The organism is endosymbiont of Bathymodiolus septemdierum str. Myojin knoll (genome assembly GCF_001547755.1).
Taxonomy (GTDB): Bacteria; Pseudomonadota; Gammaproteobacteria; order PS1; family Pseudothioglobaceae; genus Thiodubiliella.
In genome coordinates, this window is the sequence record NZ_AP013042.1 from 678,331 (window position 1) to 695,394 (window position 17,064).

At 38.7% G+C, this 17,064-nt stretch carries 17 protein-coding genes, 2 tRNA genes and 1 pseudogene; 14 read left to right on the plus strand and 6 right to left on the minus strand.

Annotated elements, in window-relative coordinates; translation table 11 throughout:
• Positions 1-6: 6 nt before the first annotated feature.
• From BSEPE_RS03630 to BSEPE_RS03650, 5 genes are all read right to left on the minus strand, one after another.
• Positions 7-513, minus strand: coding sequence for an Hsp20/alpha crystallin family protein (locus BSEPE_RS03630; protein WP_066044233.1), 507 nt, complete (start codon positions 511-513; stop codon positions 7-9).
• Between the two features lie 194 nt (positions 514-707).
• Complete coding sequence (locus BSEPE_RS03635) at positions 708-2,231, minus strand: SulP family inorganic anion transporter (protein WP_066044235.1); 1,524 nt, start codon at positions 2,229-2,231, stop codon at positions 708-710.
• A gap of 32 nt (positions 2,232-2,263) precedes the next feature.
• Entirely contained in the window at positions 2,264-3,361 is a 1,098-nt protein-coding gene (gene aroC / locus BSEPE_RS03640) for a chorismate synthase (protein WP_066044236.1), read from the minus strand.
• Positions 3,362-3,754: a GFA family protein gene (locus tag BSEPE_RS03645; RefSeq protein ID WP_066044240.1), complete on the minus strand. Its 393-nt coding sequence runs from the start codon at positions 3,752-3,754 to the stop codon at positions 3,362-3,364.
• 16 nt (positions 3,755-3,770) lie between these two features.
• A tRNA-Arg gene (locus BSEPE_RS03650) sits at positions 3,771-3,847 on the minus strand.
• Positions 3,848-3,889: 42 nt separating this feature from the next.
• On the opposite strand from BSEPE_RS03650, the gene BSEPE_RS03655 reads away from it, so the two are divergent.
• From BSEPE_RS03655 to BSEPE_RS03670, 4 genes are all read left to right on the plus strand, one after another.
• Positions 3,890-4,171, plus strand: a complete 282-nt coding sequence (locus BSEPE_RS03655) for a tetratricopeptide repeat protein (RefSeq protein ID WP_066044242.1) — start codon at positions 3,890-3,892, stop codon at positions 4,169-4,171.
• Positions 4,172-4,188: 17 nt separating this feature from the next.
• Entirely contained in the window at positions 4,189-4,896 is a 708-nt protein-coding gene (gene pyrF, locus BSEPE_RS03660; RefSeq protein WP_066044244.1) for an orotidine-5'-phosphate decarboxylase, read from the plus strand.
• 24 nt (positions 4,897-4,920) lie between these two features.
• Positions 4,921-4,997: transfer RNA gene (locus tag BSEPE_RS03665), tRNA-Val, on the plus strand.
• Between the two features lie 577 nt (positions 4,998-5,574).
• Positions 5,575-6,072, plus strand: coding sequence for a hypothetical protein (locus BSEPE_RS03670; protein WP_066044246.1), 498 nt, complete (start codon positions 5,575-5,577; stop codon positions 6,070-6,072).
• 99 nt (positions 6,073-6,171) lie between these two features.
• Here the strand turns inward: BSEPE_RS03670 and BSEPE_RS03675 are convergent, their stop codons facing one another.
• A complete protein-coding gene (locus BSEPE_RS03675; RefSeq protein WP_083502970.1) occupies positions 6,172-6,624 on the minus strand; it encodes a methyltransferase family protein in 453 nt (150 codons plus the stop codon).
• A 25-nt stretch (positions 6,625-6,649) separates the two neighbouring features.
• Here BSEPE_RS03675 and ubiM point away from each other — a divergent pair, with 25 nt between their 5' ends.
• From ubiM to BSEPE_RS03725, 10 genes and pseudogenes are all read left to right on the plus strand, one after another.
• Positions 6,650-7,867 carry a 5-demethoxyubiquinol-8 5-hydroxylase UbiM gene (gene ubiM, locus BSEPE_RS03680; RefSeq protein WP_066044250.1) on the plus strand — a complete coding sequence of 406 codons (1,218 nt, stop codon included), beginning with the start codon at positions 6,650-6,652 and terminating at the stop codon, positions 7,865-7,867.
• A 1-nt stretch (position 7,868) separates the two neighbouring features.
• The gene (glnD, locus tag BSEPE_RS03685; protein WP_066044254.1) at positions 7,869-10,391 is read left to right on the plus strand and encodes a [protein-PII] uridylyltransferase; all 2,523 of its coding nucleotides are present in this window, start codon (positions 7,869-7,871) and stop codon (positions 10,389-10,391) included.
• A gap of 89 nt (positions 10,392-10,480) precedes the next feature.
• Positions 10,481-10,816, plus strand: a pseudogene (gene trxA, locus BSEPE_RS03690) (thioredoxin TrxA); the annotation flags it as partial.
• Between the two features lie 272 nt (positions 10,817-11,088).
• Complete coding sequence (rho, locus tag BSEPE_RS03695) at positions 11,089-12,351, plus strand: transcription termination factor Rho (RefSeq protein ID WP_066044259.1); 1,263 nt, start codon at positions 11,089-11,091, stop codon at positions 12,349-12,351.
• 38 nt (positions 12,352-12,389) lie between these two features.
• Entirely contained in the window at positions 12,390-13,562 is a 1,173-nt protein-coding gene (gene lptF / locus BSEPE_RS03700; protein WP_066044261.1) for an LPS export ABC transporter permease LptF, read from the plus strand.
• Positions 13,563-13,590: 28 nt separating this feature from the next.
• Positions 13,591-13,977 carry a preQ(1) synthase gene (gene queF / locus BSEPE_RS03705; RefSeq protein WP_066044263.1) on the plus strand — a complete coding sequence of 129 codons (387 nt, stop codon included), beginning with the start codon at positions 13,591-13,593 and terminating at the stop codon, positions 13,975-13,977.
• 22 nt (positions 13,978-13,999) lie between these two features.
• A complete protein-coding gene (pcnB, locus tag BSEPE_RS03710) occupies positions 14,000-15,169 on the plus strand; it encodes a polynucleotide adenylyltransferase PcnB (RefSeq protein ID WP_066046090.1) in 1,170 nt (389 codons plus the stop codon).
• Entirely contained in the window at positions 15,166-15,999 is an 834-nt protein-coding gene (locus BSEPE_RS03715; RefSeq protein WP_066044264.1) for an SDR family NAD(P)-dependent oxidoreductase, read from the plus strand. Before pcnB ends, BSEPE_RS03715 begins: the two co-directional genes overlap by 4 nt.
• The gene (locus tag BSEPE_RS03720; protein WP_066044266.1) at positions 15,999-16,220 is read left to right on the plus strand and encodes an exodeoxyribonuclease VII small subunit; all 222 of its coding nucleotides are present in this window, start codon (positions 15,999-16,001) and stop codon (positions 16,218-16,220) included. The genes BSEPE_RS03715 and BSEPE_RS03720 overlap by 1 nt, the downstream gene beginning before the upstream one ends.
• Positions 16,220-17,062: a polyprenyl synthetase family protein gene (locus BSEPE_RS03725; protein WP_066044269.1), complete on the plus strand. Its 843-nt coding sequence runs from the start codon at positions 16,220-16,222 to the stop codon at positions 17,060-17,062. Before BSEPE_RS03720 ends, BSEPE_RS03725 begins: the two co-directional genes overlap by 1 nt.
• The last annotated feature ends 2 nt before the right edge of the window (positions 17,063-17,064 follow it).

A 17,064-nucleotide genomic window follows, 5' to 3' on the forward strand; every position in this document is an offset into this window, starting at 1 on the left:
TGTTGATTATTGAATCGTAATCTTTTTAATTTGTGAGATGGTTTTTTTAAGTTTTGGAATTGATATTTTTAATATACCATCTTTAAACTTAGCGGAAATATTCGCTATATCGCCATCTGCAGGAATGGAAACCATTTGAAAAAAACTGCTTGATGATTTTTTATTATCATCACTTGCGTTTTGTTTGGCTTTGATAATCAGCCTATTTTCATCGCTTGAAATCTCAAAGTTTTTTTTATCAATGCCCGAAGTCTTAATCTCCATTATATAACTGTTTTTGTCTTTATCAAAATACTGCTTTGAAGAGGTGTCCAGAGTAGGCATATTGCGCTGTAGCCTGTTAATTTGGTAGTCAAACTGTTGAAATTGACGGTCAAAATCACGCCAAAAATTATCGTTAAACAAAGAATAATTAGATAGATTTGGATGATAATATTCATCTCCATGTTTGTAGCCATGTGCATTAAGCAAGGTTGAAGTTAATAATGCGATAGTTAGTATCATTTTTTTCATATTTCTCTCCATATTTTAAGTTTATATTAAAGGTTATAAGGGTGTTTAAGAAAAAATCAAGCCCTAAATTGTGATGGATTAATTCTTTAAGAGACCTTTGCATAAATAGGGGTGATTGGCAAAATTCACAATTGTCCAATTGGTGGTTTTCTTAAACCCAGTCCTAGCAGGGCTAAGGCAGGGTTTAAGTCTCTTTAAGCTAATTTATCATCTGCCACATGATAGGTAGGGTCTTCTAAAACATTAACTTCCACCAAATTTTTAGCTGTTTTTAATAGCAGGCGACATTCGGCGCTCAAATGTTGGATATGTAGCGTTTTACCGATGCGTTTGTAGCGTTCTGCGAGTTTATCAATAGCTTGAATAGCAGAGTGGTCTAAGGCTCTGGCATTCGCAAAGTCAATATAGACATTATCCGTGTCTTCTTTGGGATTAAATAATTCTTGAAAGTGTTCTTTTGAAGCAAAAAATAGCGTGCCATAGATTTTGTAAACATTATCAGCATTTTCATTTTGCTCTTTTTCATAGTGAATCTTACTGGCAGACTCCCAGGCAAATGAAAGAGCCGATAAAATAACGCCAATGATAACAGCCAAAGCCAAATTATCAGTTAAGATGGTGATAGCAGCAACTGAAATACCAGTGATAATATCCAAAGTTGGGACTTTGCCAAACAAACGGATAGTACACCATTCAAAAGTACCAATGACGACCATCATCATTACGCCAATGAGGACGGCAATGGGAATCATTTCAATATATTCGGATAGATAGAGAATGAATAACAATAGGGCGACTGAAGCGACGATGCCGGATAAGCGACCGCGACCGCCAGATTTAACATTGATAATACTTTGACCGACCATTGCACAACCACCCATGCCACCAAATAAACCAGTAACTAAGTTTGCAGCGCCTTGACCGATGCTTTCACGGTTGGGCTGACCAGTAGTTTCTGTTAAATCATCTATCAAATTTAAGGTTAATAGACTTTCAATTAAGCCGACTAATGCCATGGTTAACGCGTAAGGAAAAATGATTTTTAGGGTGTCTAAATTGAAGGCAACATCAGGGATGTGAAAAGCAGGAAAACCACCTTTGATAGAAGCGATATCACCGACAGTACGAGTGTCGAGACCCAGCCAAATCACAGCCAAACTGCCAACAATCACGGCGACTAGAATCTCAGGAATGGCTTTAGTAAATCTCGGTAAAAACTGGATAATTGCCATTGTAGCAACAATAATTGCCAACATAATCATCAATGGTTCACCTGTAATCCATGTGCCATCTACTTTAAATTGTTTCACTTGACCGATGAAAATCACCATGGCAATGCCGTTGACAAAGCCCAAGAAAACTGGGTGAGGCACAAGACGAATAAATTTACCGAGTTTTAGCACACCGAAAATAATCTGAAAAACACCGGTTAACACAACAGCGGCAAATAAATATTCCACACCATGCACTGCCACGAGTGTACCAATGACCACGGCAATCGCACCAGTCGCACCCGAAATCATACCTGGACGACCGCCGATAATAGAGGTTACCAAACCGATGGTGAAAGCGGCATATAAACCGACTAAGGGTGATACGCCAGCGAGTAGGGCAAAGGCAACGGCTTCCGGCACTAGAGCTAATGCGACGGTTAAACCCGATAAAATGTCGTTTTTTGGATTGATTGAGATGTACTTATTGATAAGCGAGAAAAGCATGGTTTCCTTGGGTTAGTGTAATGAATTAAAGGTTATTTTTTAGCTGGAACAATCGGTGTCGGTGATTTAACATTTGCATTTTGTCCACGATGACGCAATACATGGTCCATCAGCGTAATTGCCAGCATCGCTTCTGCGATTGGGGTGGCACGAATACCCACGCACGGGTCGTGGCGACCAGTGGTGATGACTTCCGCGGTCTTGCCGTCTTTATTGATACTGTCAATTGGCAGACGCAGGCTTGAAGTTGGTTTGAGTGCGATAGAAATGAGCAAATCTTGTCCAGAGCTGATGCCACCAAGCGTACCACCTGCATTATTCGATTCAAAACCGTCTGCACTGATTTTGTCACGATGTTCACTGCCTTTTTGCGTGATAGAATCAAAGCCTGCACCGATTTCCACACCTTTAACAGCATTAATGCTCATCATTGAATGTGCAATATCGGCTTCTAGGCGGTCAAAAATTGGCTCGCCAAGTCCTACAGGCATATTGGTGGCAACAATGTTTATGCGTGCACCAATAGAATTGCCCGCTTTTCTAAGGTTGTCCATATAGTTTTCTAATTCAGTGATTTTACTGGCGTCTGGGCAAAAGAATGGGTTATTGTGTACTTCATTCCAGTCTAAAGTTTCTACTTTAATCGGACCTAGTTGTGCAAGATAACCCTTGATTTCAATGTCAAATTCTTGCTTTAAATACTTTTTAGCAATACCACCACAGGCGACGCGCATTGCCGTTTCACGCGCCGAAGAGCGACCCCCACCACGATAATCACGCACACCGTATTTCTGCTGATAAGTGTAATCGGCATGACCTGGGCGGAATGTGTTGGCAATATCGCTATAATCTTTTGAGCGTTGGTCGGTATTTTGGATGATGAGTGCAATTGGTGTGCCCATCGTTTGACCTTCAAAGGTACCTGATAAAATTTTCACCAAATCGGCTTCACGGCGTTGCGTGGTGTGGCGTGAAGTGCCAGGCTTTCTTAAGTCTAAATCCCCTTGCAAATCTGCCTCACAAAGTTCTAATCCAGCAGGACAGCCATCAATAATACCCACTAATGCCTCACCATGCGACTCGCCAGCTGTGGTTACTGTGAACAATTTTCCGATGCTATTACCACTCATTTACCACTCCTTATGTTGCGTGATATTATCGCAAATAGTATCCCAGTTTGCCTTTGATGCAGTAAAAATGTGTTTTTCAATCATTTCATCAATATCGGTTGTAATTGTTCCTAATCTAACCCTTGTGTAATCGGGGTTATTTTTAAGTTTTGCCATAATTGGTGCACCACAAGAGCAACAAAAGAAACGACTTTTATTGTTATTTTCCTTAAATTCGGTTAGATTATTTTCGCCACTTAAAAACTTAAAGTTTTTGCTTTCTACATTGCCATTAGTAGCAAAAGCCGAGCCTTGTACGCGTCTACATTCGCTACAATGACACATTATAATGTCTGTAATTTTTTGCGTGATTTGAAACTTAACCTTACCACATAGGCATTCACCTTGATGCATTTTAACCCCTTTGAATTGGTGTCCTTGAGTGGATTCGAACCACTGACCTGCCGCTTAGGAGGCGGCTGCTCTATCCAGCTGAGCCACAAAGACAAATTATGTAAAATCATGTATTTTACAATATAATATAGGGTAATGAAAAATTGTCAACAAATAATACAACTCGCCAAGCAAGGTGATGCCCAAAGTCAATACGAATTAGGGTTAATGTATGAACTGGGCGCGGGTGTGGATAAAGATTTATCACAAGCCTTTGAATGGTATCAAAAATCTGCACAGCAGGAGCAGGCAAAAGCACAGTATAATTTAGGCATTTTTTTTGCACTGGGTAAAGGTACAAAAAAGGACATAATAAAATCAAAACAGTGGATACGACGCGCGAACGAGAACGGCTATTCGGGTGCGAGTATTTTTTAACTAAAAAGGAAGACGAGATGAAAACAAAGGACATTGACTTAAAAGACAGGCTGATTTTTGCATTGGATGTTCCAGAAGTGGCGCAAGCAAAAGATTTGGTAATACAATTAGATGACAGCGTGAGTTTTTACAAAATCGGCATGGAGATGCTGATGACAGGTCAATTCTTCCCATTAATGGACTGGTTGATTGCACAGGATAAGAAGGTTTTTGTGGACTTAAAGTTTTTTGATGTGCCTGAGACCGTTGGTAGAACGATTAATCGTTTGAGTCAGTACGGTGCAACTTTTGCTACTATTCACGGCAATCAGGCATTAATGGAAAAAGCTGCTGAAAACAAAGGCAACCTTAAAATATTAGCAGTGACCGCATTAACCAGTCTTGATAGGGGGGATTTGGATGATTTAGGTTTTAAATGCAATGTGCAAGATTTGGTAATTTCTCGTGCTAAGCGCGCCTTTGAGGCAGGTTGCGATGGCGTGGTTTCATCGGGTTTAGAGGTGCCATTCTTGCGCGAATTTGTAGACAATAAATTGATTGCAGTCACGCCAGGTATTCGCCCTGTTAATAATACAGTAGAAGACGATCAAAAGCGGGTAATAGATGTGGCTACCGCTTTTAAATCGGGGTCAGATTATATCGTAGTAGGGCGCCCAATTAAAAATGCAGCGGATCCTTATCAAGCAGCAAGCAATATTCAAGATATTATTAAAACTTGCTTTTAAAACCCTTTATAATAACCGTCTTTTAGTCGCGTAGCTCAGTTGGTTAGAGCACTACCTTGACATGGTAGGGGTCGGTGATTCGAATTCACTCGCGACTACCAATTTCCAAGCCTATTTATTAGTATATGTAGGTTTGCTCATGTCCCTGACGGATATAGTGATGAGGGGTCGGTGATTCGAATTCACTCGCGACTACCAATTTCCAAGCCTATTTATTAGTATATGTAGGTTTGCTCATGTCCCTGACGGATATAGTGATGAGGGGTCGGTGATTCGAATTCACTCGCGACTACCAATTTCCAAGCCTATTTATTAGTATATGTAGGTTTGCTCATGTCCCTGACGGATATAGTGATGAGGGGTCGGTGATTCGAATTCACTCGCGACTACCAATTTCCAAGCCTATTTATTAGTATATGTAGGTTTGCTCATGTCCCTGACGGATATAGTGATGAGGGGTCGGTGATTCGAATTCACTCGCGACTATCATTTTTTAAACAAAAAAAATCTGTGAAAGCAGGTTTTTTTGTTGCCTTTTCAAAGGGTCTCAAGGTTTTTATATGGTATTGTTAACTTATGTTACACATATTTGTGTACAATTACCTTGTGTTAGGAGAGATACCTAATACAAACAAGATGTATCAATAACGATATATTAAATTTATTTGGGAGAATACAATGAAAAAAATTATTGCAATCACTGCTTTGGTAGCGGCTACTTCAGCTTCTGCTTTCTTTAATAACGGCTATAACGGTAACAACTGGGGTCCAATGAACGGCTCTAACAACTGGGGTCCTTTTGATTCAGGTTCAAACTTTGGACCTATGAATTCAGGTTCAAACTGGGGTCCATTTAATGGTGGTAACAACTGGGGTCCTTTCAACGGTGGTTCAAACGCTGGTCCATTTAATGGCGGTTCAAACTGGGGTCCATTTAATGGTGCTAATAACTGGATGAATGATACTGACTTCGGTATGAATTTTGACACTAAGAATAAGAATAAGACTAACGCTTCTGGTGCTGCCGATGCTAAAGGTACTGGCGTTGCTGATGCTAGTGCTTCAGGTAAAGCGGATGCATATGCCAAAGGTCAGGCTGATGGTTTCGCTAAGGCACAAGCAGATGCGTATGCTAAAGGTTATGCAGACGCAATGGCTAAAGGTGCTACTAAGTAACAACAGCATTGCTTAGAGATTAATTCAATTTAACATAGACAATAAAAAACCACCCTTTGGGGTGGTTTTTTATTGTCTATGACGCTGCATTGAATAAAATTATAAAAATGGAATAAAGCGCCCAGTTTTTTCTCGATAGTTTCGATAAGCGCTGAAGCGTTGCAGTAATAATTTTTCCTCTAAGTTGGACTTTAGAAACAAATCAACCACCAATATTAGCATTGCGAACTGTGCGATTTTATGGTCGTTGGTAGATGCAAATACATAAGACAAGAGTAAAACACTGGTATACATTGGGTGACGAATCCAGCGATAAATGCCACTTATGACTAATTGATGTTGATCTTTTAGGCTCGGCACGATATTGAGATTGTCGAGTTTCATTGTTGCCATAGCGCTTATCCCAATGACAACGGCAACGGCAATTAGACCATAGTCCAGTGAATTTAAAGCCTCAAAGCGGGCGTTAAAGAGAAAGTAAGCAATACAGCTAAATTGAACAATCACATAAATCATAATTAATTGGTGCTTGGTAGTTATAATAAGCATCATTATATCATTATTTTAGAAAGGAAAAATGCAAACTAACTACGATATTGTCATTATTGGTGGTGGACCCGCGGGATTAAGTTTTGCCTGTTCGATGATAGATACCAATGTTCAAGTGCTAGTGGTAGAAAAATCAAATTTAGAGACGATTTCTAAACCGACTTATGACGGTCGGGAAATTGCGTTGACACACCAATCATTAGGTATTTTGAAGACGCTAGGGGTTTGGGGCTTGGTCGATAAGAAAGAAGTGTCTTTACTTAAAGAAGCCAAAGTATTTGACGGCGACTCTCCTTCATTGTTAAACTTTAAAAGTTCCTCATCAGGTATTGAAGCTTTGGGCTATTTAGTGCCAAATTATCAACTAAGACAGGCCTTGTATCGTCGAGTGTCACAAGCGAGTAATGTCACAATAATGACAGATGCTTCGGTGAGCGATGTGGATTATCAAACTTCACATTCCAAGGTGATTTTTGCAGATGGCACCAAAGTTGAGGCGAAATTGGTGATTGCGGCAGACAGTCGTTTTTCAAGTATTCGTCGTAAGGTCGGTATTCCGTCAATGATGAAAGATTTTTCTAAGGTGATGATTGTCACCAGGATGAAGCACGAGAAAAGCCACCAGAATATCGCTTTAGAATGTTTTGATTATGGACAAACTTTGGCATTGTTGCCAATGATTGGCAATGAATCGTCCATCGTCTTAACCGTGAAGACGGAACAATCTCAATCCATTATTGATATGAGCGAAGAAGACTTTAACGCCAAAATGACACAAGATTTTAGAGGGGAATTAGGGCAGTTAACGCAAGTCGGTGAGCGTCATTTTTATCCGTTAGTCGGCGTGCATGCAGATACTTTTATTGCCAACCGCTTTGCCTTGGTAGGGGATGCGGCAGTCGGGATGCATCCGGTGACAGCACATGGTTTTAACTTAGGCTTAAGAGGGCAAAGTATTTTGGCGAAATTGGTAAAAGAGGCGATAGAGCAGGGGCAAGATATTGGCTCATCCTCTTTGTTAAGACTGTTTGAGAAAAAGCAAATTCGTTTAACTCGTATGATGTTCCATGGTACGAATGGCATCGTGGCATTGTTTACCAATGATGCACCTATGGCCAAACACATTAGACGATTTGTACTTAATTTTGCAGAGCGTTTTCCACCAATTAAACACTTGATTACCCAGCATTTGACTGAATCGAGTAAGGGCGCTTTCCCGAAACTCAAAAAAGTGTTACAAAAGTAAAATGGAGCTGTCCACTTTTAAAGCAAGATATCAAGCGTTGCAAGCCTCGTTGGTGGTGGATTTTTTAAACAACCCTAATTCCGTAGATGCCTTAGTGCAAAGGCGCAGTGATGAGGTGGATATCTTGTTGTGTGATATTTGGCAAGCCTTTGAAGTTAGTGGGCAATTGTGTTTAGCTGCAGTAGGTGGTTATGGTCGCCGTGAGTTACATTTGCATTCAGATATTGATTTATTGATATTAATTCCGAATGGTGCACACGATACGCATCAGAAAAAACTTTCTAAGTTTTTAACTTTTTTATGGGATGTTGGACTTGAAGTTGGACATGCAACCCGTGATATTGCCGACTGTATGAAAAATATACACGATTTGAGTGTGGTAACAAATTTGTCCGAATCGCGTATTTTGACGGGTAAAGAATCCTTATTTATGAGAATGAAGGCGATGATTAAATCCAGTGATTGGTCTTCTCAATCGTTTTTTGTCGGTAAGCAAAAAGAACAGCATAATCGCCATTTGAATTATTCTAATAGCGCTTATAACTTAGAGCCAAATTTAAAAGAAAGCCCTGGTGGCCTGCGTGATATTCAAACGGTAGCGTGGGTGGCAAAGTGGTATTTTGATGTGGATTTACTCTCTGATTTAGTAGATAAAGAGTATTTGACGCAGGATGAATATAATTTACTCATTGAGGCGCAGTCATTTTTGTGGAAGGTGCGTTTTGCCTTGCATGTGATTGCCAAGCGTCGTGAAGACAGAGTGGCATTTCAGTATCAGCGCGGGGTGGCAAAGGTATTGGGTTATGCTGATGGTGACTCGATGGCAGTTGAACAGTTCATGCGTGAATATTATCAGACTGCAACAAAAGTGGCGCGCCTCAATGATATTTTGCTACAATTATTTGAAGAAAGCGTCCTACATACCCAGCATTTGAACAAGCGTTTTGTCATCAGTCATGGGTATATTTATATGACTGAGAGTACGGTCTTTAGTCGCTACCCATCTGCATTTATTGAGATTTTCTTATTGGTAGCTAAGCATAATTATGTTACTGGTATTAGTGCAGATACACTTAGACAAATGCAGAAGGACATTGGTTTAATTGACAAAAATTATTACAAAAAACGCCAAAACAATCGTTTATTTATTGAATTATTACAACAGAAAAAAGGTGTTAATAAGGCACTCAAACTGATGAATCGTTATGCTGTATTAGAACGCTATATCCCTGCTTTTGGTAAAATAACAGGCTTGATGCAGTATGATTTATTTCATGCTTATACGGTGGACCAGCACACTTTATTTGTCATTCGTAACCTTAGGCGTTTTTTTGTTACCGAGTTTGCTAAAGAGTTTGCGTTGTGTAGTGAAATTGCAGCGACTATTGTTAAACCTGAACTGTTGTTTTTAGCAGGTTTATTTCATGACATTGCCAAGGGTAGAGGTGGAAATCATGCAATTTTAGGTGCAAAGGATGCGCAAGATTTCCTCAAACATCATCGCTTTAAAGCCAAGGACATCTCTTTAGTATCAGGTTTAGTAGAGCAACATTTACTAATGACGCAAGTTGCACAAAAGCAAGATTTAGAAGATTTTGAGGTCATTAATCAATTTGCTAAAACAGTGAAATCCGTTGAATTTTTAGAATTTTTGTATTTACTGACGGTAGCAGATATTCGCGCTACTAAAGCAGATTTGTGGAATGATTGGAAGGATTCATTGCTTAAAAAACTCTTCTATAAAACCAAGCAACAATTACAAGAAAAACCTAAGCCACCGAGTTTGAATGGTCAAGTTAAAAAGATAGAGAAAGCATTGATAGGGGCAGTCATTCAACAGGGATACGATAGTGTGCAGGTGAAAAAAATATTAGATACCTTGCCAAAAGATTATTTTCTACGCTATCAAGTAGATGATATTTTATGGCATCTTCAGTGTCTTACTCGGCAAAGTGACAAAGGTGTTAAGGTTATCAGTCGTTTGTCAGAGCATAATGTGGTGGATATTTTTGTCCATAGCGAGGATAGTAAAGGCTTGTTTTTTAAGATGGTGAGTATTATTGAAAAATTAGGCTTGGATATTGTTGATGCAAAGATTTTAACTAGTAAGGACAATAAATCCTACAATACAATTAGTGTTTTACAAGATGAAATTCTAGACAATATCAATATTAATCAAGTGATAAAAACGCAGTTAACGCAGTGGGTCAAAAACAGCGTTGATATTAGTAAAATGATTGAGAAATATACGCATCGCCACTTTGACCATAAGATGAAGATTGAATTTTCGTATAATAATAAATGGGATTTGACTAAAGTTGAGGTTAGCATGATTGACAAACAAGGCTTACTATCTAATATTGCCCATATTTTTTATGAGCTGAATATTCACTTGATGAATGCGCGCATTTCCACTATGGGTGAACGAGTAGAAGATGTTTTCTTTATTAGTAATGCCGATAACAAACCACTTAATAAGGCAGAAGAGACGCAGTTAAAACAGTATTTCCAAGAAAAATTATAAATAACTTAACAATCTTTTGTAAATGACGCTATAATTTACCAAAAAAAAATTCAAATTGTTTTTTCTAGTAGCAACAATCAAAAAATAAACAAACAAATATGAACGATAAAATCAAAGTAATAACAGATGCTTCTTTTGAAGCGGATGTGCTTAATTCATCAGTTGCAGTTTTAGTTGATTTTTGGGCGCCCTGGTGTGGACCTTGTAAGGCGTTAGCACCAACACTAGATGATATTGCTGATGAGTATGATGGCAAGATTGTGATTGCTAAGATGAATGTTGATGAAAACGACCAAACGCCACCAAAATACGGTGTTCGCGGTATCCCAACGATGTTGATTTTTAAAGATGGCGCGGTTGAGGCAACCAAGATGGGCGCATTGTCTAAAGCAGAGTTAAGCACTTTCATTGATTCAAATATCTAAAAGAGAACCTTTGCATAAAATATGAACAATCATCAAAAATCCACTTTTCACCCACTTGGCACAATTTAAACCCTGCCTTAGCCTTGCTAGAACTAGGTTTAAGAAAATCACCAATTGGGCAATTGTGAATTTTACTGATCGCCCCTATTTATGCAAAGGTCTCTAAATTTACAAACCAATTAATTTTTTAATTCTAAGTCCTATTTATTGATAGGCAACACTTATGTTGGTCATTCCGATTAACATTTACAACTTTTACATTTGGAAATAATATGAAATTATCTGACTTAAAACGCTCGACGGCTGAAGAATTATTAGAATTAGCACAATCTCTTGGCATTGAAAACATTGCTAGGGCTAAAAAACAAACCCTTATTTTTTCTATTTTAAAGAGCAAAGCCTCTAATGATGAAGAGGTGATTGGTGATGGTGTGTTGGATATTTTACAAGAGGGCTATGGATTTTTAAGGTCGGCAGATGATTCTTATGTCTCTGGACCAGATGATATTTATGTGTCTCCAAATCAAATTCGTCGCTTCAATCTTTCAACAGGTGATGTGGTTGCGGGCAAGATTCGTGCGCCAAAGAAGGGTGAGAAGTATTTTGCCTTAGTGAAAGTTTACGAGGTGAATGACGAAGAACCGGATAAGATTAGAAATCGCATTCCTTTTGCTTCACTCACGCCACTGCACCCTGAAGAGCGTATTACTTTAGAGATTGGTAATGGCGGCACAGAGGATATCACTGCTCGTATTATTGATTTGATTGCCCCTTTTGGTAAAGGACAAAGAGGGTTGCTGGTTGCACCACCTAAAGCAGGTAAAACCATGATTATGCAAAACATTGCCACCTCTATTTCTCGTAATAATCCAGAGTGCGAGCTAATTGTCTTGCTAATTGACGAGCGCCCTGAAGAGGTTACAGAAATGGCACGCACAGTGCGCGGTGAAGTAGTCGCCTCTACCTTTGACGAGTCGGCAAAACGCCATGTGCAAGTAGCTGAAATCGTCATTGAAAAAGCCAAGCGTCGTGCAGAACAGGGTAAGGATGTGATTATTTTATTAGACTCCATTACCCGTTTAGCTCGTGCTTATAATACCGTTGCACCCTCTTCGGGTAAGGTGTTAACAGGTGGTGTGGATGCCAATGCATTACAAAGACCTAAGCGTTTTTTTGGTGCAGCAAGAAACATTGAGAATGGCGGCAGTATCACCATTATTGCTACCGCTTTGGTGGATACTGGTTCCAAAATGGACGAGGTGATTTATCAAGAGTTTAAAGGTACTGGTAACATGGAGCTGCATCTTGAGCGTCGTTTGAGCGAAAAACGCATTTTCCCAGCGATTAATATTAATGCGTCTGGCACACGCCGTGAAGAGTTGATTACCGATGAAAAAGAACTGCAAAAAATGTGGATTTTACGCAAAATCCTACACCCGATGGATACCGTAGAGGCGGCAGAATTTTTGATTGACCGTTTAAAACTAACCAAAACCAACGATGAGTTTTTTGCCTCTATGGCGCAGAAAAAATAAAGATTTTTTTTGTTTGATATTTCTTTATACTTAAATTTATGAAGATACTCAAAAGCATATCTACCTTTCAGCAGGCTTATTATTTAATTAATACCATTATTGCAAAGTATGTTATGCGCAATGTGTGGGTGCTTCTAGGCGCAATTTTTTTGATTATCAGTTTGGTTATTTTTGGCAATCAAGTGGTGCTAATGCTAAAAGAAAGCCTGAAATATGGTATTGCTACTGCTGATTTGTTTCCATTAATTGCTTTTAATATGATTAGAGATATTCCTTTAATCTTATCCTTATCCTTATTTTTAGCTATCATCTTAGCAATTAGCAAATTGTACAAAGATTCAGAAGCAATTATTATGAATTCATTTGGTGTTGGCGATAAGCATTTTATGCTGTTTATTCAGCCTGTGGTATTGTCGGCATTTACTTTTATTTTATTGCTGACTACATTGGTGGTGCCTTGGACTAAAGAACAAAAAAGTTTAATTACACACCGTAATGCTAATATTTCGGGATTTGCTTTTATCAAGCAAAAAGAGTTTCAAAAATTCAAGGGTGATGATATTATTTTTTATGCCAATAAGGTTGAAGAGGGAGATGGTAAGATACAACAGACAATGAAAGATGTGTTTATTTATACTTTAATAAATGACAAGCCTATTATTACTTTGGCAAAGGAAGCGCAAAAATACACCAACCTAAATACTCAAAGTGTTTACTTGCATTTAAAGGAGGGTACGCGTTATCACGGATTCCCTGACGATCTTAATAAGCGTATTCTGAATTTTGATTTGTATGATCTGCAGATTGTCGATGGTGAAAAACAAAACAATACACCTAAATTCACACGAGTCGAATCGCAAAGTACGATGGATTTGCTTTTTTCCAGTAAACCCAAGGACGCTGCAGAATTTCAATGGCGTATTTCACAGGCACTGAGTGTTTTCATTTTGTCATTTTTGGGTGTGTTATTGGGAAAGGCCTCCCCTAGAGGTGGAAAAAACTTAGGTCTATTATTTGGTATTGCTATCTTTATTTTGTATAACAATGCTTTAATGGTGGCTAAATCTACACTAGAGCGCGGTGAGGTGGCTGCGTGGATTGGATTATGGTGGGTGCATTTTCTGATGTTTGTTATTATTATTCTTTTGTATGGCTATAGACATGAAAAATTCAGAACAGTGTCAAGATTTTTCCTCAAGCGTGTAAAATAAAAACACATTTTTTAAAGGAATTAAACCGATGTCGACCCAACCTTGTAAAGTTTTAGAAGTTTTTGACAATCCAAATCCTGAGCGTGATTATGTCATTCAAATTGATATGCCAGAATTTACCTGTCTTTGCCCAAAAACAGGGCAGCCTGATTTTGCGACACTGCACTTAGAATATATTGCGGATAAGGCGTGCGTTGAACTTAAATCTTTGAAGATGTACATTTGGTCGTTTCGTGATGAAGGTGCATTTCATGAGGCGGTAACCAATCAAATCTTAGCAGATTTAGTAGCAGCCACTAACCCACGCTTTATGCGCCTTAAAGCGATTTTCAATGTGCGTGGCGGTGTTTATACTACGGTCATTGCTGAACATCAGCAAGCAGGTTGGGTACCCAAGCCTATTGTCAGCCTGTAATTTGAAAAACTTCTTCAAACGCATGTTCACAAAAGGCGAAAAACCTGCCACCGGAGAACCTGTCCGTCAATTTATTGAGTTTGATAAAAATCTGATAGATAAAAATGCCATTAAAGTTGTTAGTATTATTCACAAAGCTGGTTATGAAGTCTATCTAGTTGGCGGCTGCGTTAGGGACTTATTGCTCGATTTGAAGCCAAAAGACTTTGATATTGCCACCAATGCAAAACCCGAGCAAGTTAATAAACTATTTAAGCGTTCTCGTCTTATTGGTAGACGCTTTCGTTTGGTGCATGTATTATTCAGTGCCCGTGATTTTCTTGAAGTGGCAACCTTTCGTTCTGGTAAAGTGCAAACTGCTAAGAATGGTGTAATTGTGCGTGATAATCATTATGGCAGAATAGAGGACGATGTGATGCGTCGGGATTTTAACATTAATGCTTTATATTACGATCTTCAGAAAAAAGAAGTGATTGACTATGTCGGCGGTTTAAAAGATATTGCAGCTGGTGAAATTCATATGATTGGCAATGCCAAAAAACGCTTTGCAGAAGATCCAGTGAGAATGATTCGTGCCATTCGTTTTGCTGAAAAACTGGGCTCAGAAATGAGCGAAGAAATTAAAACAGCCATCTTTAAACAAGCGCATTTATTGGGCAATATTTCTTCGGCTCGTTTGTATGAAGAGTGTATTAAATTGTTCCAAAATGAATATTCATTTGCGGTGTATGAGCAGTTAGAAGAATATGGTTTACTTAAATATTTGTTTAAGCAAACGCATAAAAATGATTTTATTAAGAAAGCCTGTAATAATACTTCTGAGCGTATTAAATTGGGCAAGCCAGTGACACCTGCTTTCTTGTTCGCGGTGTTTTTATGGCAGGCACAAAATGAACGCTTTGCTTTGATTAAAAGAAAGCAACGCTCTTTCCATTTAGCGCAGTTGCAAGCTTGTGATGAAGCAATCGTCAATCAAATTAAACAAGTATCAATGCCAAGATACCTTACTTCTAAAATCAAAGATGTATGGATGATGCAATCTAAATTAGAGAAAATACAGCCTAAAAAAGTACAGTCTTTATTGGACAATCGTAGCTTTAGAATGGCGTATGATTTTTTGCTTTTGCGTTCGCAGAGTATCAACCCTGAATTGAAAAAAGCAGTTGATTTTTGGACCAAAGCGCAAGAATGAAATCGGTTTTAATCACAGGCTGCTCGAGTGGTATCGGTTTATGTGTTGCACAAGGGTTAAGGCAGGTAGGTTATCAAGTATTTGCCACCGCTAGGAAAGCACAAGATGTGGTAACACTTAAAGACCAAGGTTTCGATGCTTATCAACTTGATTTAAGCTCATCAGAGTCTATTAAGTCTGCTATTGAGGCTATTTTTAAGCAAACAAACACGCTTTATGGTTTAATTCACAATGGTGCATACGGACAAGTGGGGGCGCTAGAAGATATTTCTCGTCAGGCGCTTGAAGCGCAATTTCAAACCAATGTGTTTGGCTGGCACGAATTGACCAATTTGGTTTTGCCAAAAATGAAGCAGAGGAACGAAGGTCGTATTGTTTATTTGAGCTCAATATTGGGCTTTGTGGCAATGCCATTTCGTGGTTCTTATAATGCGTCAAAATTTGCAATTGAAGGTTTGGTAAATACGCTTAGATTAGAGTTGTCGCATACCAATATACAATTATCACTCATTCAGCCTGGACCGATTGAATCTGACTTTAGAATCAACGCCTATAAAGCATTCAGTAAAAATGTAGATATGGAAAATAGTGATTATCACATGAATTATAAGAAGATGATTGTACGATTGCGTTCAAAAGAATTAGCAGACTTTACATTACCTACGGAAGCAGTGCTAAAATGTTGCCTACATGCACTCAGTGCAAAAAATCCAAAAATTCATTATCGAGTAACTTTTCCAACGAAATTATTTGCATTTTTGATTAGAATATTACCAACAAGATGGATGGATAAAATACTTAATAAAGCCGGTGGCGGTGGAGAAAGATAATGACAAAAAAATTTGATTTTAATAAAGGTTTGGAAAAATTAGAAAGCATTGTACAAACCATGGAAGAAGGTGATTTGAGTTTAGAGGATTCATTAAAATACTTTGAGGACGGCGTTAAACTAACGCGTCAATGTCAAACTGCGCTCAGCGAAGCAGAGCAAAAAATTGCTGTTTTAAGTGCCGATGATGGTTATCAATCTGAGAAACCTTTAGGCGAATAATGAACTACACCGAACGCGTTAATCAACATTTAGACAGATATTTATCCAATCAAGGCAGCCTAACCGAAGCGATGCGTTATAGTGTATTGTCGGGTGGAAAGCGTTTTCGACCAATTCTGACTTATACCGTTGCCAATACTTTTGGAACCAGCCTTGATTTGGCAGATTCCAGTGCTTGCGCTGTAGAGCTCATTCATGCTTATTCTTTGATTCATGATGATTTGCCTGCAATGGATGATGATGATATTCGTCATAATCAGCCCGCTTGTCACAAAAAATTTGGTGAAGCGCAGGCAATCTTAACGGGCGACGGATTGCAAGCCTTGGCTTTTGAAGTACTGGCAAGCGATCAATTGTTGCCTACGAAGACAAGAATTAATACCTTACAGGCATTAACACACGCTGCTTTTGAAATGGCAGAAGGGCAGTCAATTGACCTTGGTGTAGCGTCAAAAACCATTGGTATTGAAACTTTAAAAAATATGCACAGAAAGAAGACTGGTGCCTTACTTAGTTGCTCTGTGCAATTAGGTGTGCTGGTGTCTGGATGTAGTAATGAGGATGCGCAAATTCTCAATCAATTCTCTGAGCATATTGGTCTGGCTTATCAAATCCAAGATGATGTTTTAGATGTACTTACCCCCGAAGAAGTTTTAGGTAAAAAGCAACATTCCGATATTGATAAAAACAAGCCTACTTATCCGTCTTTACTGGGCTTGAGTGAGTCAAAGGCTGAATATGAAAGTTTATACCAGCAAGCATTTTCTAGCCTCGGTGAATTGAGCGTGGATACTACGAAATTACAAGCGTTAACAAAAAGATTACAGAGTAGGGCGTTCTAAGT

What these genes read in the sequence shown, in the direction of transcription:
- BSEPE_RS03635 (WP_066044235.1), bottom strand. Translation starts at nt 2,231, where the DNA reads ATGCTTTTCTCGCTTATCAATAAGTACATCTCAATCAATCCAAAAAAC.
- BSEPE_RS03675 (WP_083502970.1), bottom strand. Translation starts at nt 6,624, where the DNA reads ATGATGCTTATTATAACTACCAAGCACCAATTAATTATGATTTATGTG.
- lptF (WP_066044261.1), top strand. Translation starts at nt 12,390, where the DNA reads ATGAAGATACTCAAAAGCATATCTACCTTTCAGCAGGCTTATTATTTA.
- BSEPE_RS03670 (WP_066044246.1), top strand. Translation starts at nt 5,575, where the DNA reads ATGAAAAAAATTATTGCAATCACTGCTTTGGTAGCGGCTACTTCAGCT.
- pyrF (WP_066044244.1), top strand. Translation starts at nt 4,189, where the DNA reads ATGAAAACAAAGGACATTGACTTAAAAGACAGGCTGATTTTTGCATTG.
- aroC (WP_066044236.1), bottom strand. Translation starts at nt 3,361, where the DNA reads ATGAGTGGTAATAGCATCGGAAAATTGTTCACAGTAACCACAGCTGGC.
- glnD (WP_066044254.1), top strand. Translation starts at nt 7,869, where the DNA reads ATGGAGCTGTCCACTTTTAAAGCAAGATATCAAGCGTTGCAAGCCTCG.
- BSEPE_RS03645 (WP_066044240.1), bottom strand. Translation starts at nt 3,754, where the DNA reads ATGCATCAAGGTGAATGCCTATGTGGTAAGGTTAAGTTTCAAATCACG.
- BSEPE_RS03655 (WP_066044242.1), top strand. Translation starts at nt 3,890, where the DNA reads ATGAAAAATTGTCAACAAATAATACAACTCGCCAAGCAAGGTGATGCC.
- rho (WP_066044259.1), top strand. Translation starts at nt 11,089, where the DNA reads ATGAAATTATCTGACTTAAAACGCTCGACGGCTGAAGAATTATTAGAA.
- pcnB (WP_066046090.1), top strand. Translation starts at nt 14,000, where the DNA reads ATGTTCACAAAAGGCGAAAAACCTGCCACCGGAGAACCTGTCCGTCAA.
- BSEPE_RS03630 (WP_066044233.1), bottom strand. Translation starts at nt 513, where the DNA reads ATGAAAAAAATGATACTAACTATCGCATTATTAACTTCAACCTTGCTT.
- ubiM (WP_066044250.1), top strand. Translation starts at nt 6,650, where the DNA reads ATGCAAACTAACTACGATATTGTCATTATTGGTGGTGGACCCGCGGGA.
- queF (WP_066044263.1), top strand. Translation starts at nt 13,591, where the DNA reads ATGTCGACCCAACCTTGTAAAGTTTTAGAAGTTTTTGACAATCCAAAT.
- BSEPE_RS03720 (WP_066044266.1), top strand. Translation starts at nt 15,999, where the DNA reads ATGACAAAAAAATTTGATTTTAATAAAGGTTTGGAAAAATTAGAAAGC.
- BSEPE_RS03725 (WP_066044269.1), top strand. Translation starts at nt 16,220, where the DNA reads ATGAACTACACCGAACGCGTTAATCAACATTTAGACAGATATTTATCC.
- BSEPE_RS03715 (WP_066044264.1), top strand. Translation starts at nt 15,166, where the DNA reads ATGAAATCGGTTTTAATCACAGGCTGCTCGAGTGGTATCGGTTTATGT.